Source organism: Kaistia defluvii, assembly GCF_040548815.1.
Lineage (GTDB): Bacteria > Pseudomonadota > Alphaproteobacteria > Rhizobiales > Kaistiaceae > Kaistia > Kaistia defluvii_A.
Map to the genome: position 1 here is coordinate 987286 of NZ_JBEPSM010000001.1, position 14808 is coordinate 1002093.

At 67.2% G+C, this 14808-nt stretch carries 13 protein-coding genes; 5 read left to right on the plus strand and 8 right to left on the minus strand.

The annotated features are described in order from the left end of the window. Window positions 1-91: 91 nt before the first annotated feature. Entirely contained in the window at window positions 92-1135 is a 1044-nt protein-coding gene (gene waaC / locus ABIE08_RS04665) for a lipopolysaccharide heptosyltransferase I (RefSeq protein WP_354549084.1), read from the plus strand. On the opposite strand, the gene ABIE08_RS04670 is transcribed toward waaC, so the two are convergent. The 7 genes from ABIE08_RS04670 to ABIE08_RS04700 are packed head-to-tail and all read right to left on the minus strand — an operon-like array spanning window position 1118 to window position 9524. Then, the gene (locus tag ABIE08_RS04670; protein ID WP_354549086.1) at window positions 1118-2260 is read right to left on the minus strand and encodes an AGE family epimerase/isomerase; all 1143 of its coding nucleotides are present in this window, start codon (window positions 2258-2260) and stop codon (window positions 1118-1120) included. The two genes, waaC and ABIE08_RS04670, sit on opposite strands and share 18 nt — an antisense overlap. Continuing rightward, window positions 2257-3696 carry a D-glycero-beta-D-manno-heptose-7-phosphate kinase gene (rfaE1, locus tag ABIE08_RS04675; RefSeq protein ID WP_354549087.1) on the minus strand — a complete coding sequence of 480 codons (1440 nt, stop codon included), beginning with the start codon at window positions 3694-3696 and terminating at the stop codon, window positions 2257-2259. Before rfaE1 ends, ABIE08_RS04670 begins: the two co-directional genes overlap by 4 nt. A 9-nt stretch (window positions 3697-3705) precedes the next feature. After that, complete coding sequence (locus ABIE08_RS04680; protein ID WP_354549089.1) at window positions 3706-4242, minus strand: D-glycero-alpha-D-manno-heptose-1,7-bisphosphate 7-phosphatase; 537 nt, start codon at window positions 4240-4242, stop codon at window positions 3706-3708. Next, window positions 4239-5249, minus strand: coding sequence for an ADP-glyceromanno-heptose 6-epimerase (gene rfaD, locus ABIE08_RS04685; RefSeq protein ID WP_354549090.1), 1011 nt, complete (start codon window positions 5247-5249; stop codon window positions 4239-4241). Before rfaD ends, ABIE08_RS04680 begins: the two co-directional genes overlap by 4 nt. 56 nt (window positions 5250-5305) lie before the next feature. Continuing rightward, on the minus strand, window positions 5306-6364 hold the full coding sequence (gene waaF, locus ABIE08_RS04690; protein WP_354549091.1) for a lipopolysaccharide heptosyltransferase II: 1059 nt from the start codon (window positions 6362-6364) through the stop codon (window positions 5306-5308). Window positions 6365-6415: 51 nt separating this feature from the next. Further along, window positions 6416-6742 (minus strand): hypothetical protein, encoded by a 327-nt coding sequence (locus ABIE08_RS04695; protein ID WP_354549092.1) that lies wholly within the window; start codon window positions 6740-6742, stop codon window positions 6416-6418. Between the two features lie 58 nt (window positions 6743-6800). Continuing rightward, complete coding sequence (locus ABIE08_RS04700; RefSeq protein ID WP_354549094.1) at window positions 6801-9524, minus strand: DUF2339 domain-containing protein; 2724 nt, start codon at window positions 9522-9524, stop codon at window positions 6801-6803. Window positions 9525-9695: 171 nt separating this feature from the next. On the opposite strand from ABIE08_RS04700, the gene ABIE08_RS04705 reads away from it, so the two are divergent. Genes ABIE08_RS04705 through ABIE08_RS04720 form a run of 4 tightly spaced genes read left to right on the plus strand, consistent with a single transcriptional unit; the run spans window position 9696 to window position 13446 of the window. Further along, complete coding sequence (locus ABIE08_RS04705) at window positions 9696-11411, plus strand: ArnT family glycosyltransferase (protein WP_354549095.1); 1716 nt, start codon at window positions 9696-9698, stop codon at window positions 11409-11411. Next, window positions 11408-12361: a phosphatase PAP2 family protein gene (locus ABIE08_RS04710; protein WP_354549097.1), complete on the plus strand. Its 954-nt coding sequence runs from the start codon at window positions 11408-11410 to the stop codon at window positions 12359-12361. The genes ABIE08_RS04705 and ABIE08_RS04710 overlap by 4 nt, the downstream gene beginning before the upstream one ends. Further along, entirely contained in the window at window positions 12318-13115 is a 798-nt protein-coding gene (locus tag ABIE08_RS04715) for a glycosyltransferase family 2 protein (protein ID WP_354549099.1), read from the plus strand. Before ABIE08_RS04710 ends, ABIE08_RS04715 begins: the two co-directional genes overlap by 44 nt. Then, window positions 13105-13446, plus strand: coding sequence for a lipid-A-disaccharide synthase N-terminal domain-containing protein (locus ABIE08_RS04720; protein WP_354549101.1), 342 nt, complete (start codon window positions 13105-13107; stop codon window positions 13444-13446). Before ABIE08_RS04715 ends, ABIE08_RS04720 begins: the two co-directional genes overlap by 11 nt. Here the strand turns inward: ABIE08_RS04720 and metC are convergent. Further along, window positions 13439-14617 (minus strand): cystathionine beta-lyase, encoded by a 1179-nt coding sequence (gene metC / locus ABIE08_RS04725; RefSeq protein ID WP_354549102.1) that lies wholly within the window; start codon window positions 14615-14617, stop codon window positions 13439-13441. The two genes, ABIE08_RS04720 and metC, sit on opposite strands and share 8 nt — an antisense overlap. Window positions 14618-14808 lie beyond the last annotated feature (191 nt).

Below are 14808 nucleotides of genomic sequence, written 5' to 3' on the forward strand. Positions count from 1 at the left end.
CGGGGCTCGGTCAACCGACGATCGCCGCGCTTGCGAAGCCGGCGCGATTGCGGCATTGCCTAGGAAAGGCCGATCTGGCCGCAGGGTGATGATGCGCGTCCTTCTCGTCAAACTCTCGTCGCTTGGCGACGTCGTCCACACCTATCCTGCGGTGACGGACGCCATGCGCGCCATTCCCGGCCTTGAGCTGGACTGGGTCGTCGACGAGGCGTTCGCGCCGCTGGCAAGACTGCATCCAGCCGTGCGCAACGTCATCGCCCTGCCGATTCGCCGGATGAAGAAGAAGCCGCGCGAGACCTTCGCCGAAATGAAGGACGCCGTCGGCATGCTCCGGGGCGGCGGCTACGACCTGCTGATCGACGCCCAGGGGTTAATGAAGAGTTCGCTCGTCGGGATGTTTTCCGGCGTCACGCCACGCCACGGCTTCGCCAAGGGCAGCGCGCGCGAGAGCATGGCGACCTGGTTCTACCAAGTCGGCCACGACATCCCCGAAACCGAGCATATGGTCACGCGGATCCGCAAGCTGTTCGCGCAGTCGCTCGGCTATCCGATGCCGAGAGGCCCGGCGGATGCTGGGCTGGTGCCGGATTTCGCCAATACCGGTATCCGGACGCGCAGCGGCGACGGCGTCGTGCTGATCCACGGCACCAGCTGGGCCACCAAGACCTGGACGGTCGAAGGCTGGCGCGGCGTTGCCGAGCATTGTGGCGCGGCCGGCCTCGGCGTGAAGCTGTTCGCGCATGGCGCCACCGAGACCGAGCGGGCGGCCAGAATCGCGGCCGGCCTGCCGAACGTCGAACAGGTGCCGGCCGGTGGGCTGGAGAGCCTCATTCCGGTGATCGCCAATGCAGCCGGCGTCGTCACTGTCGATACGGGCCTCGGCCATCTCGCCGCTGCCTTCGGCATCCCGACGATCGGCCTCTATGGCCCAACCAATCCCGGCCTTACCGGGCTGGTCGGTCCCGACGTCGAAGAGTTCGTGTCGACGCGCGATTGCGCGCCCTGCGAACAGACGCAATGCCGGATCAAGCCGGACTTTGGCGAGGGACCGCCCTGCATGGCCGACCAGACCGCCGATCGGGTCGGGCAGGCCCTGGCTCGGCGGCTGCGCCTCGCCTCAGCCGGCGGTCTTTGAGTTAGCCGCATCCTCGGCTTCGAAAAGCGCGCCCATCACATGATAGAGCGTCGACGCCGGCATGTGGTCGACCAGCGGGGTGCCGTCGGCTTCGATCCGGTCCATCCAGCCGCCTTCAAGTGAATCCGGCGCAAAGGTCAGCAGGCTCGCCATCAGATGATCGGCCATCTCCGCCGCGCCGGGCTGGCCTTCGCGAGTTGCGGTAACGAGTGCCTTGACACCCTCGGCATGCGGCCAGGACCGGAAGCTCGGGATCATAACGCTGCCGCTGTCCGTCACCGCATCGACGATCAGGCCGGTCGACTGGTCCAGGCCGTGATCGAGGCCAAACATCAGCAGCCGGTCCGTCACGGATTCCGGCACGATGCCGCCAAGGCGGCGATACTCGCCGAGCAGCCAGTACCATTCGAACTGGTGGCCCGGTTCGACGCGGTTTTCGCCGCGCGCAAGCAGTGGCTTCCAGTCGGGCGAGAAGTCCTCGAGCAAGGCCCCGCTCTCGGGATCGATCATCCGCTCCAGGGCAAGTTTTACCAGGGCGTCGGCACGGGCGAAGTCGCGCGCCCGTCCGGTCGTCTCGTAGAGCGCCAGCACGGCTTCCAGTAGGTGCATGTGCGGGTTCTGGCGGCGCGTCGGGTCGGCCGAGGGCGTCGCATCGAGAAATCCGCCATGCGGCGCGGCCAGCACGACGTCGATCTCGGCGAGCGTTTCGTCCGCCAGGCGGATCGCATGCGGGTCGCCCGTCAGGCGATAGCTCCAGGCGAGCGCATAGACGATGAAGGCATGGGCATAGAGATCGCGCACCCGGCTCGCCGGCTTGCCGTCCGCGTCGATCGAAAAGATCCAGCCGGGATGGCCGTCGCCACGGTGATAGAGCCGCTCGACATTGGCGAGACACGTGACCACGGCCTCGTCCGCGCCCTTGTGCCAGCCCTTGAGGCTGGCGCGCGAAAAGGTGGCGATCTGGCGGGCCTGCACCATCAGCCGGGTGGCCGGCAGGGCGAGCGGCCGGCGCTCGAAATCGAGCCGTTCGTGGAACAGGCCGCGTTGCCGGTCGAAGCCGGTCTCGGCCCAGAGCGGAAGGGCTGCTTCGGTCGCCCAGGCCTTGGCGTAGGCGAGGCTTTTCACGACTTGGCCGCCGCGACGAGCGCGCTCGTGGAACGGCCGGCGATCAGATTGGCCAGCACCACCTTGCCGCCGCGCGCCTTGACGAAGTCAGCGCCGACGACTTGGTCCTCGCGATAGTCCGCGCCCTTCACCAGCACGTCTGGCCGGATCGCGTGGATGGCCTCGAGCGGCGTGTCCTCGTCGAACAGGACCACGAGGTCAACCGCCCGCAGCGCGCCCATCACGCGCGCGCGGGCCTGCTCGTCCTGCAGCGGCCGCGACGGACCCTTCAGGCGCTTGACCGAGGCATCGGTATTGAGGGCCACGACCAGCCGGTCGCCTTCCTTCGCCGCCGCCTCGATCAGCGCGATGTGACCGGGATGCAGCAGGTCGAAGCAGCCATTGGTGAACACGACCCGCGAGCCTCGGGCCTGCCAGCGGGCGACGATCTTGGCCGCATCAGCGCGTGAGACAAGCGCGCCGGCACGGTCCTCGGCATGGCTGGTGCGATCGAGGGCCGCGACCAGCTCGGCGCGCGTCACGACGGCCGTGCCGAGCTTGCTGACGGCGATCGCGGCGGCGGCATTGGCCGTGACGACGCTGGTTTCGAGCGGCAACCCGGAGGCGAGCGCCACGGCGAGCGCGGCAACCACCGTATCGCCGGCGCCGGAGACGTCGAACACCTCGCGTGCCTCGGTCGGAACATGCGTCACAGCGCCGGTCTGGCGCCAGAGCGTCATACCCTTCTCGGCGCGGGTCACCAGCACGTCGCCATCGAATTGCTGGCCGGCCGCTGCGGCGGCGCGCACCGCTTCCTCGTCGGTATCGTCGTTCAGGCCGGTCGCCTCGAACAGTTCCTTGCGGTTGGGCGTCACCAGCGTCGCGCCGCGATAAATGTCGAAGGTCCGGCGCTTCGGATCGACGATCACCGGCACCTTGCGTGCCCGCGCCTCGGCGATCAGCGACGTGATGACCCAGTCGGAGAGCACGCCCTTGGCATAGTCGGAGAGCACGACGATATCGGCTTCGGCGATGGCCGCCTTGCCGGCCGCGATCAGGTTGGCCTCTGCCTCGGGGCCTGGCGAGCCGGGGCTCTCGGCGTCGATGCGGACGATCTGCTGGCGGCCGCTCATGACCCGGGTCTTGGTCACGGTCGGGCGGGTCTTGTCGACAACAAGGTGATTCAGGTGGATGGCGGGGTATTCGGCGAGCACGGTCCGAAGCTCATCGGCTTCGACGTCCGCGCCGACATAGCCGACCAGCGTCACCGCCGCACCGAGTCCCGCGACATTGGCGGCGACATTGGCCGCGCCACCGGCGACGATGCGGATATTACCGTGCAGCAGCACCGGCACGGGCGCTTCCGGAGAGATCCGGCTGACGGAGCCGGTGATGTAGCGGTCCACCATGACATCGCCGATGACGGCCACGCGGCCGGAATGCAGTTCGTCCAGCATCGAAAGATCCTATTTGGCCCGGATGGGCGCATCCGCCTGTAGGAGCACCCCGGCGACGAAATCGTCAAGATCTCCGCCGGTGAAGCGATGTCCTGAAATATTGGCCGCCGTAGCCGCCGCGATGTCGCTCGACTTGTCGCCGATCAGGAACGAGCGGGCGATATCGATCGGCAACTCCCGCGCCGCGCGCAGGATCATGCCGGGCTTCGGCTTGCGATCGGGATGATCGACCCGGTATTCCGCGACGACGCCCTTGGGGTGGTAGGGGCAGCTGTAGACAGCGTCGATCCGCGCCCCGGCCTCGGCCAGTTCCGCCAGCATATGCTCGTGGAAACGCGCAACATCCGCTTCGGAATAATAGCCGCGCGCGACGCCCGACTGGTTGGTGACGACGACGACCAGATAGCCGGCCTCGTTCAGCCGTCGGATGGCGTCCGGCGCCCCGTCGATGAAGACGAGATCCTCCGGCTTGTAGGTGTAGCCGTGATCGACATTGATGACGCCGTCGCGGTCGAGAAACGCCGCCGGACGGAGGGCCTCGCTCAAAGTGCGATGCCCCTGGCGAGATAGTCACCGACATAGCTCTGGATGCCGTCTTCCAGCGAACGGAAGTCGGCATTGTAACCGGCCCGGCGCAGCTTGGTCATGTCGGCTTCCGTGAAATACTGGTACGCGTTGCGGATGCGCTCCGGCATGTCGACATAGTCGATCACCGGTTCGCGGCCGGCGGCCTTGAACACGGCGCGAGCGAGATCCGCGAAGCTGCGGGCCTTGCCGGTGCCGACATTGAAGATGCCGCTGACGCCGGGGCTGCCGATCAGCCAACGGGCGACATCGACGCAATCCGCCACATGGACGAAATCGCGCAGCTGGCCGCCATCGACATAGTTGGGGTCGTGCGAGCGGAACAGCGTCACCGCCTCGCCGGCGGCGGCGGTCGGGTAGATCTTGTGGATCACCGAGCGCATGTCGTCCTTGTGCGCCTCGAACGGGCCGTAGACGTTGAAGAACTTCAGCCCCGCCCATTGCGGCGGCGTGGCGCGACCGGCGCGGACATCGTCCATGATGCGGCGGTCGACGGCGAGCTTGCTCCAGCCATAGGCGTTGAGCGGTCGGAGCCTGGCCAGATGCTCCGGGGTCTCGTCATCGACGAAGCCGTCCTTGCCGTCGCCATAGGTGGCGGCCGACGAAGCGTAGATCAGGCGGATTTCGTGTCGCGTGGAGAGCGCCCAGAGGTCGAGCGTCGCGCGGATGTTGCGTTCGACGATCAGGTCGACATCGGCTTCCGTGGTCGCCGAAATGGCGCCCATATGCACGATTGCCTCGACGCGACGGTGATTGTCTTCCAGCCAGGCCACGGTGGCCTCGGGCCGGATGACGTCATCTAGCAGGATATCGGCGACATTCAGCCATTTGCGGCCGGTGCCGAACCAGTCCGATACGACGATCCGCCAGCCGTCCGCAGCGAGCGCGCGCGCCATGTTGGATCCGATGAAGCCCGCGCCGCCGGTGACCAGGATCGTGTCGCGGCCGTTTCTCGAATTCACGCTCATCGGCATTTCCCTCAAGCCCGCGTCGGATCGGCGCGTCGGCGGTTGGATAGCGCAAGTCAGCGGTGGATGGAACCGGCGGCTTCGGCTTGCGCGACTGCAATCACACGTTGCACGGCCGCAAAGACTCGCTGTGCGTCAATGCCCTCCAGGCACGCCAGCGTGCCGAGCGGACATTCGCGCTTGAAGCAGGGCCGGCAGGAGAGCGCGATCGAGACGACCTCGGCATTCGGCGCGGTCGGCGGCGTCATCGCCTCGGAACTCGAGCCGTAAACGACGACAAGCGGCCGGTCCAGCGCGCCGGCGACATGCATCAGGCCCGAATCGTTGGAGACGACGGCGTCGCAGCGGCCGAGCAACGCAGCGGCTTCGATCAGCGATGTCTTGCCGGAGAGATCATCCACCGGCACGCCGGCCAGCCGGGCAATTTCGGCGGAGATCGTCTTGTCCTTGGGGCCGCCGAACAGGCGTACCCGATAACCGGCTTCATCGGCGAGTTGGGCGAGGGCCGCGAATTTCGCCGCTGGCCACTGCTTCGCTGGCCCGTATTCCGCACCTGGACAGAGGCCGAGAACGGGCCGGTCATTGGCCAGGCCAAAGCGGCCGGCGAGGGCAGTGAGGTCGACATCCGGCTGCAGCAGGCGGGGACGCGGAGACGCCGGCGATTGGCCGGCCGGGCCGGCGAGCGCTACGAAGCGGTCGATGGTGCGCGCCGTCTTGCGGTCTGCGTCGTTGCGCGCATCGGTCAGAAGGATGCTGCGCCCTTCCGCGGCATAGCCGATCCGCTCCGGAATTCGCGCGGCAAAAGGCGCAATGGCCGCCTTGAAGGCGCGGGGCAGCACGATGGCCGTGCCATAGCCTGCTGATTTCAGGGATCGACCGATCTTCCAGCGGCCGGCCGGCCCGAACTGACCGTGCCCGAAGCCAAGCGGGATGGCGTTGCGGACGCCTTCGATCAGAGTGGCAATGGGGAGGGCCGCCGGTGGGGCCAGGACATCGACCGCACGGCCAGGAAATCGCGCGCGGATGGCCGCGACGAGGCTCGCGGCCATGACCATGTCGCCGACCCACGAAGGGCCGACAAGCAATATGGGGGATTGGGTGTCTGTGGCGCGCATGTGTGGCTCGGGGGACTTCATGGCCCCGAGCCGTGCGTGCGTCAAGGCAGATCAGCCGCGCGGAGCGTTCATCGGAATTTCCTGCGGCGAATTGCCGGGTAATTCCTGCGGCACCGGCTGGATGTCGGGCGGGGTCGGGCTCGGCGGGGGCTGAGGCTGCGGATCATGCATTGGCGGCATGGGCTGCGGCGGCGCCGGATTGGGCACATCGGGATTGCCCGGAAGTTCCTGCGGCGGGATCGGAGGAATATCCGGTCCGGGCTGAGGCTGGTCGGGCTGCGGGCTCGGGTCGTGCACCGGGGGCGCCGGCTGGAGCTGACCCGGATCGGGCACGTCGGGTCCCGGCGTGGCGAGGACGGGGCGGTTCAGATCGGACATGAAATTCTCCCTTCGCTAGCTCAACGGATGGGGGCGAAGGGAGTTCCTGGCAAATGCCCTATGTGTCGGCCGGCGTTCCTGTTTCCGGCGGGATCTCATCGGGCTGGCTGGAAGCGCCGGACCCGCCGAAGAGCAGCCGCTGATAGACGAGTCCGATGCCGATCAGCACCGCGCCAAGCCCCATGAAGGAGAGTGCGCGCCAGACGCCTTCCAGGTTCGACATGTCGATCAGGAAGACCTTCAGCACGGTGACGACGATCAGCAGCGCGGAGGCCAACCGGGCCGCCCTTTGCTGGAAGACGAGGCCAAAGGCCAGCAGCAGGATGCCGAGCGCCAGCCAAGCCGCGGAATAGGCGTAGGACTCGGCCGAACCGATCGGATCGCGCGAGAGGTCCGGCGAGGCGGAGAACAGGAATCGGATTTCCAGCGTGACGGCAGCGAAGGCGAGGATCAGCGCCACGGCGCCGGTCGCGCCTTGCAGCCAGCGCAGACTGGCCGGCGGCGTGCGGAAGGCTACCAGGCCGGCGAGAACGGCCGGCAGGCCATAGGCGAGCAGGATTTCGTTGAAGACCGGTCCGCCACCGACGGGATCGCCGGTGAACAGCGGATTGACCACGAGGCCGAGCCCGATCACTGCGTTGAGCAAACCGAAGATGCGGGCCAGCGCTCCACCGATGCGAAACACCGGGCTCGGTCGGCTCTGCGCGAGACGCGAGAGACCAAGCGCGAAGGCGAAAGCCGCGGCGGTCGTCAGGCCCTGTTCGCTGAGCGCGGTTGCCGGCGTCAGCAGATCGCCGCCGAAGACGATGGCGCGGATTTCGAACACGACGAGCAGCGCTGTCATGATCACCGCCAGAGCCTCCGCGGCGAACACGGCGCGATCGACGCGGACCCGCCGCAGCAGAACCGACGCGGTGGCGAAGGCGGCGGCAGGGATGCCGTAGCCGATCAGGATCGAGAGATAGATGCCGGTGCCTGCGCGGACACCGAAGATGTAGGGGTCCCAGGCGATGCGGCCGAGCACCAGCAGCGCCAGGACCGCAACCGCATATCGCAGCACGCCGATCGGGCGGCGCAACTGCACCCAGGCGGCGCCCAGCGCTGCGAGGGCCAGCGCCGTCGTCAGCATGCCGCCTTCCAGCGCCATGGTCAGCGCCGCGGCAATGGCCGCGATGGCGCCGGCGGCGAACAGGCCGGTCGGCACCTGATCCAGCGCCGATCCGTCCCGCTCGCGGCGGGCAAAACGCTCGGTCAGCACGGCATAGAGGGCAGCCAGAGCCAGCGCGACGGCGGCGAAGGCGAGGCTGGAGACAAAGCCGGTAATGCGAAGATAGGCTACGATGGCGACCACGACGGGCCCCGCGCTGGCCGCCGCGGCGTGCGCCGTGGTGGCGAAAGGTCCGGCTTCGGGTCGCGCCTGCAACCGCGTCAAGGCGCTCGCGATCAGCGCCGCCGATCCCAGCAAGCCGACGATGCCGAACATGCGGATCGCGTCGGGGAGGGGGAAGTAGGTCGAGAGCGCATCGACGATATAGGTGACGGGCTCGAGCGCCGCCTGCGCCGCGGCCGGCCAGAAGAACAGCAGCGCGACCAGTTCGATTGCGACGACCGGCGAAACGAAGGCGACCGCGTCGTAGCGCCGTGCCAGCAACAGCAACATGGCGCCGCCGATCAGGCTGGCGGCAATGCTTGCCGAGGCATAGTCGCGCGCGATCGCGCCGACGACGAGCAGGGCCGCGATACAGGCCAGCACGCCGACGGCGAACCCGTCCGGCCGGTCGGTGGTCGTGTCGCGCTGCACATCGACGACCAGGAAGATCGAGGCGAGGGCGAGCAGGAGGATGGCATAGATGCCGCTTTCGATCGCGCCGGCGCCCGCGCCGAACATGACGAAGCCCCATAGGATGGCGGCAATGCTGGCCGCGATCGCCAGCCAGCGCCAGAGGCGCAGCCGGGCCAGCGCGAAGGCGAACGTCGTCACGACGACCAGATAGATCATCAGCGCCAGGATGTTGGGCGCGTCGCTGGAGATCAGCAGCGGCGTGACATAGGAGCCGACGAGGCCGAGGCCGGAAAGCCAGGCGCCATGCAGGCCGGCGGCGGCCATGGTCGCCATGCCGATCAGCGCCAGCAGGATGAAGGCGGCCGTCGGCCCGATCAGGCCATAGAGCGCATAGGCGGCATAGACCGTGGCGAACAGGCCGACCGTGCCGGCTGCCGTGAGAATGCCCGGGACATTGGCGGCCGGGATGCGCGAAATCGCCGTGATCCGGTCGGAACGGCGCAGCCATTCGCCAAGGCCCAGCAGGACGAGCGAGAACAGCGCGCCGAAGGCGATGCGCACACCCGGCCCGAGCAGACCGGCTTCGATCGAGAAGCGGACGAGGAAGATCGCACCGAGCGCCAGCGCCAGGCCGCCGACCCAGACGGCCCAGCGCGCGCCAAGCTTCTGCTCGAAGCTTTCCTTCGGCCGCTGTGGCGGCTTGGGTGCAGCGTCCGCGGGCGTCTGCACCAACTCCGGAGGAGACGGCTCGTCAGCCTCCTGCGAGAGGGCTGCCACGTCCGCCTCAGGCGTCGGCTCCAGAATGTCAACGGTCGGAAGGGGCGGGCTCTCGGCGGGCGCTGCCGCCAATGCAGCGGGAGGGCGCTGCTCAAGCAGGAGCAGGCGTGATTCGAGCGCCCGGATGCGCCGGCGTGCGCCGAGCGACATGACAAAGGCTGAAATGGCCATGATCGGCAGTGCGATCAGGGCGATGATTCCAAGGGCGATCCATTCATCCATGTCCGTCTGTTAGCACGACAAATCGGTTTGGGCTGTGATCGATTTCTCAAGGCGGATCCGCGCGCCCGCATGCGCTGGATCCGCGCGGCGCAGCGTGCCGCTGTTGCTGCGGCGCGGACTTCGCTATATCCCGCTCGCTTCGGGCACGGACAGGAATGGGACGGTAGGCGCGTGAGCAGAGCCGAGGCGACCGCAGGCGGGACAGGGGCGATCTGGTCGCGCCTCGCCACGAGAATCGAAAGCGCCGTGGACCGGATCGCCGGTTCATCCGCCGCGAGCCTCATCCTGATCGCTCTCGTGGCGCTGCTCTCCTTCCTGCCTGGCCTTGCGACGCTGCCTCCGGTCGACCGTGACGAGCCGCGCTTCGCCCAGGCGACGCACCAGATGGTCGAGACCGGCAATTACCTCGATATCCGGCTGCAGGAGCAGACCCGCTACAAGAAGCCGATCGGCATCTACTGGCTGCAGTCGATCGCGGTCTGGATGACGGGAACGGGGCCGGACGCGCCGATCGGCGTCTATCGCCTGCCGTCGATGATCGGCGCGATCCTGGCGGCCTGCCTGACCTGGTGGCTGGCCATGGCCTTCGGGCGACCACGCGTCGCCCTGCTGGCCGGCCTGCTCATGGCCTCCACCGTGCTGCTCGGCGTCGAGGCGCGCCTCGCCAAGACAGACGCAGTGCTGCTGGCCACGATCCTCGTGGCGCATGGAGCGCTGGCGCGGGCGTGGCTCTCCACCTCGACGGAGCGCAATCTCAAGCTTGCGGCGATCTTCTGGACCGCGCTTGGCGCGTCGATCCTGATCAAGGGTCCCGTCGGGCTGGCGGCGATCGCCGGTCCGCTCATCCTGCTATCCGTCGTCGGCGGCTCCTTCCGCTGGTTCAAGCAACTGGCGCCGTTGCCGGGCCTGGTCTGGATGCTCGTCGTCGTGGCGCCCTGGTTCGTCGCCATCGGCATCGCCAGCAAGGGCGCCTTCTTCCAGGAGGCCGTCGGCAAGGACCTGATCGGCAAGGTCGTCAGCGTCCAGGAATCGCACGGCGCCCCACCCGGCGCCTATCTGCTGCTGATGTTCTTCACCTTCTGGCCGGTCGCCGCCTATTTCAGCGCCGGAATATCCTGGATCATGGACCGCTTCCGGCAACCCGTGATCCTCTATGCCGTCGCGTCGGTGATCCCCTTCTGGCTCGCCGTCGAGGCGACGCCGACCAAGCTGCCGCACTATGTCCTGCCGCTCTATCCGCTGATGGCGATTGCCACGGCCGCCGCGCTCGATGGCGGCGGCGTCAGGACCCGAGGCTGGTTCGCCCGCTTCGCAGCATCCGGCGCCGCGCTGTTTCCCTTCGCCCTCGCCATCGCCGCTGCCGTGATCGCGTTCCTGCTCGGCGAGGCGGTGCCGGTCCTCGGTATCGTCGTCCTGCTGGCGGCCACGTTGGTCGGGCTCGTCTCAGCCCGGTTGTTCGCCCTGTCGCCGATTGCCAGCAGTATCGTCGCGGTCCTGGCTGCGATCATCACCTATCTCGGCATTTTCGGCATGGTGCTGCCGGGCTATCAACAGACCCGGATCAGCGAGAACCTTGCCCGCGCCGGCCATGCCGCCCTGACGTGCCCGAGCCCTCGCTTCGCCAGCGCAGGCTTTGCTGAGCCGAGCCTTGTCCTCCTCGCCGGCACAGACACGTTGCTGACCGAAGGCAGCGGCGCCGCCAACTTCCTCGCGGCCGGCGATTGCCGCGCCGCTTTTGTCGAAAAGCGTCAATTGCAGAGCTTCAACGAACGCGCCGAGGATCTCGGCATGATCGTGGACGAGGCGAGCGTCGTGCGCGGCTATGCGCTGAACGGCGGCCGCATGCTCGACCTGCATGTCTTCGTCCCCCGGAGCGCTACGCCGTGAAGGTAGCGCTTTTCCGCCTGAAGAAGCGGCTGTCCTGGCCGCGCGAGAACTGCGCGGCGATTGCCGAGCGGGCACGCCGGGTGCAGCAGCGCCCGACCACCCACGCGCCGGTCTTCCAGATTTCCGACATCCTCGCGCTGGTCGTGATCAGCGTGGCGCTGATTGCCATCGTCGGGCTCGCCTTCGATGGCCTGTCGGTGGAGCGAGCCCGCGCCTTGCCCCGCGTCGTCTATTTCATCGGCGATTGGCTTTCCTATTTCGGCAAGTCGCAATGGGAACTGGTGCCGGCCGGGATTGTGGTCCTGGTGCTGTTGTCTGGCCGCTGGAAGATCGTGCCGCCGCTGGTCCGCGCTGCCTGGGCGGAGATCGGTGCGCTTGCCGCCTACATCTTCCTGGCGATTGCCGGCTCCGGAATTCTCGTCAACATTGCCAAGCAGTTGATCGGACGCGGACGCCCGCCGACCTTTGACGAATACGGCGCCCTGGCGTTGCATCCGCTGGAATTCGCCTATCGCTTCCAGAGCTTCCCCTCCGGCCATGCGACCACAGCAGGGGCGCTCATCGCCATCGGTTTCCTGGTCATTCCGCGCTGGCGCCTGGGCCTTCTGATCCTAGGGCTTTCCATTGCAGCAAGCCGGGTGGTCGTTGCCGCCCACTATCCAAGCGACATCCTGGCAGGGCTGATTTTCGGCTATGCGTTCAGCCTTTGGCTGGCCGGACGTTTTGCCGCCGCAGGCTGGGGCTTTGCACGCGGATCGACCGGCTCTATAACCGCGCGCACTGCGGCGATCCGGATCAGTTTCGGAAGTCCCGCGCGTGTCGCGATCCTGTTTGCCGGGCTTCTGGATGCGCTCCTGGGACGGCGGATCTGGATCGCGGCGCTCAAATCCATCGGAGACGGTTCCTATGACGATGCCCGCTCCCGGCGAAACCGTCTTGACCCACCATGACGCGGACGCCCGGTTGACGACGCGGCCGGACGTTTCCGTGGTCATCCCGTGCAAGAACGAAGCGGAAAACCTGCCGGAGCTGATCGGCGAGATCGCCGCCGCTCTTGCAGGGCGCCGTTTCGAGATCATCGTCGTCGACGACGGTTCGACCGATGCGACGCCGGCCGTGATCCGCGAACTGATGCGCGACAGGCCCTGGCTGCGCTCGATGCGCGACACCCGGTCGAGCGGCCAGAGCGCCGCCGTCCGCACCGGCCTGCTCGCCGCGCGCGGTGACGTCGTCCTGACGATCGACGGCGACGGCCAGAACAATCCCGACTTCATGCCGGCGATGCTGGACGCGCTGGAGCAGGGCGGCCCGCAGACGGCGCTTGTCGCCGGCCAGCGCCTGAAGCGCACCGATTCCGGCGCCAAGCGGATGGCTTCGCGCTTTGCCAACCGGCTGCGCGGCGCGATCCTCAAGGATGGCACGCGCGATTCCGGCTGCGGCCTCAAGGCGATCCGGCGCGAGGTCTTCCTGCTGTTTCCCTATTTCGACGGCTGGCACCGCTATCTGCCGGCCCTGACGATCCGCGAAGGCTACAAGGTCGCGCATGTCGACGTTGTCGACCGCAACCGCCGTCACGGCACGTCCAAATACGGCATCCTGGATCGCGGCCTTGTCGGCGCTCTCGATCTATTCGGTGTGTGGTGGTTGATCCGGCGGCGGAAGAATATTCCCGCGCCGACAGAGGTGACGATCGATGGCCGGTAATCTTTTCGGCGCAATTGGAAACTGGCTGCACCACGTCTTCGTGGAGCAGTTCGATGTGTGGATCCTGCTCGGCTTCGTCGCGCAGGCGCTGTTCACGATGCGCTTCGTCGTGCAGTGGATCGCGAGCGAGCGGGCCAAGAAGAGCGTCGTGCCCGCCGCCTTCTGGACCTTCTCGATCCTCGGCGGCGCGCTTCTGCTCGTCTATGCGATCTACCGCAAGGATCCGGTATTCATCGCCGGACAGGCGGCCGGCCTGTTCATCTATTTCCGCAACGTCTGGTTCATCCTGCACGAGCGGAAGCTGGCCCGCGAGAGCGGCGCTGTCAGCTGAGATTGCTGACGCGCGCGAAGCTCGCTTCCAGATCGGCGATCAGGTCGGACGTGTCTTCCAGTCCGATCTGGAGCCGGATGATCCGGTCCTCGACCGGCCAGGGCCTGGCCGCGCGGTTCGGGCGGCCGATGATCGCCAGGCTTTCGAAGCCGCCCCAGGAATAGCCGAGTCCGAACAGTCGCAAGCCGTCCAGGAACGCCTTGACCTTATCGAGGCTCCAATCGTTCATGACGATGCCGAACAGGCCGCTGGAGCCCGTCATGTCGCGTTTCCAGATCGCGTGGCCGGGATCGGACGGCAGCCCCGGATGCAGCACCCGGCCGACCTCGGCCCGGCCTTCGAGCCAGCCGGCGATTGTGAGCCCGGATTGCATCTGGCGGTCGAGGCGGACACCCATCGTCCGGATGCCGCGGAGCGTCAGGTAGATATCGTCCGGCCCGACGCAGAGGCCCATGTCGCCATGCGTGTCCCGGAGCATCTTGTGAGTGCGGGCATTGGCGGCGACGGTGCCGATCATCACGTCGGAATGGCCGCAGAGATACTTTGTGCCGGCCAGGATCGCGAGATCGACGCCATGTTCGAGCGGCTTGAAGAAATAGGGCGTAGCCCAGGTGTTGTCCGCCAGCACGAAGGCGCCGCGGGCATGCGCCACGGCCGCGATCGCCGGGATGTCGGAAATCTCGAAGGTCAGCGAACCCGGGCTCTCTAGGTAGACCGCGCGGGTGTTGGGCTTGAAGAGCGTGGCGATCTCGGCGCCGATCCTGGGATCGAAGAAGGTCGTCTCGATGCCCAGGCGCTGCAGCATATTGCGCGCGAAATTCCGGGCGGGGTCGTAGGCATTGTCGGCCATCAGCAGATGATCGCCGGACCGAAGCACGGAGAGCAGGGCGGTCGACACGGCGGAGAGGCCGGACGGGCAGAGCACGGTCCCTTCGGCGCCCTCCATCTCCGTCATCGCCATTTCGAGCGCCTCGATCGTCGGCGTGCCGCGACGGCCATAGGTGTAGCGCTGCTGGCCGCTGAGCATATCGTCGGAGGTTTCGAACAGGACGGTCGACGCATGCACGACCGGCGGATTGACGAACGGACCGGTCAGGTCGTGATCCCGCCCGCTGCGCACCAGGCGCGTCAGCGGCTTTTCCATCGACGTGTTCTTGTCATTGCGGGACATGCAGGACTCCGAAGAAAATGGCGGGCGGGGGCGGGAACTTCGTTCCCACGCTGGTGCCTCTTTCTAAAACCTTTGCTGAAACAATGGTCTGTCGGCAGAACCGCGCCCCCTTGACCGGCTTGGCATAATGCCATGTGATGCACGGGTCAATTCAAGTTCCGACACGCGGGACGAGGATCAATTCATAAGAG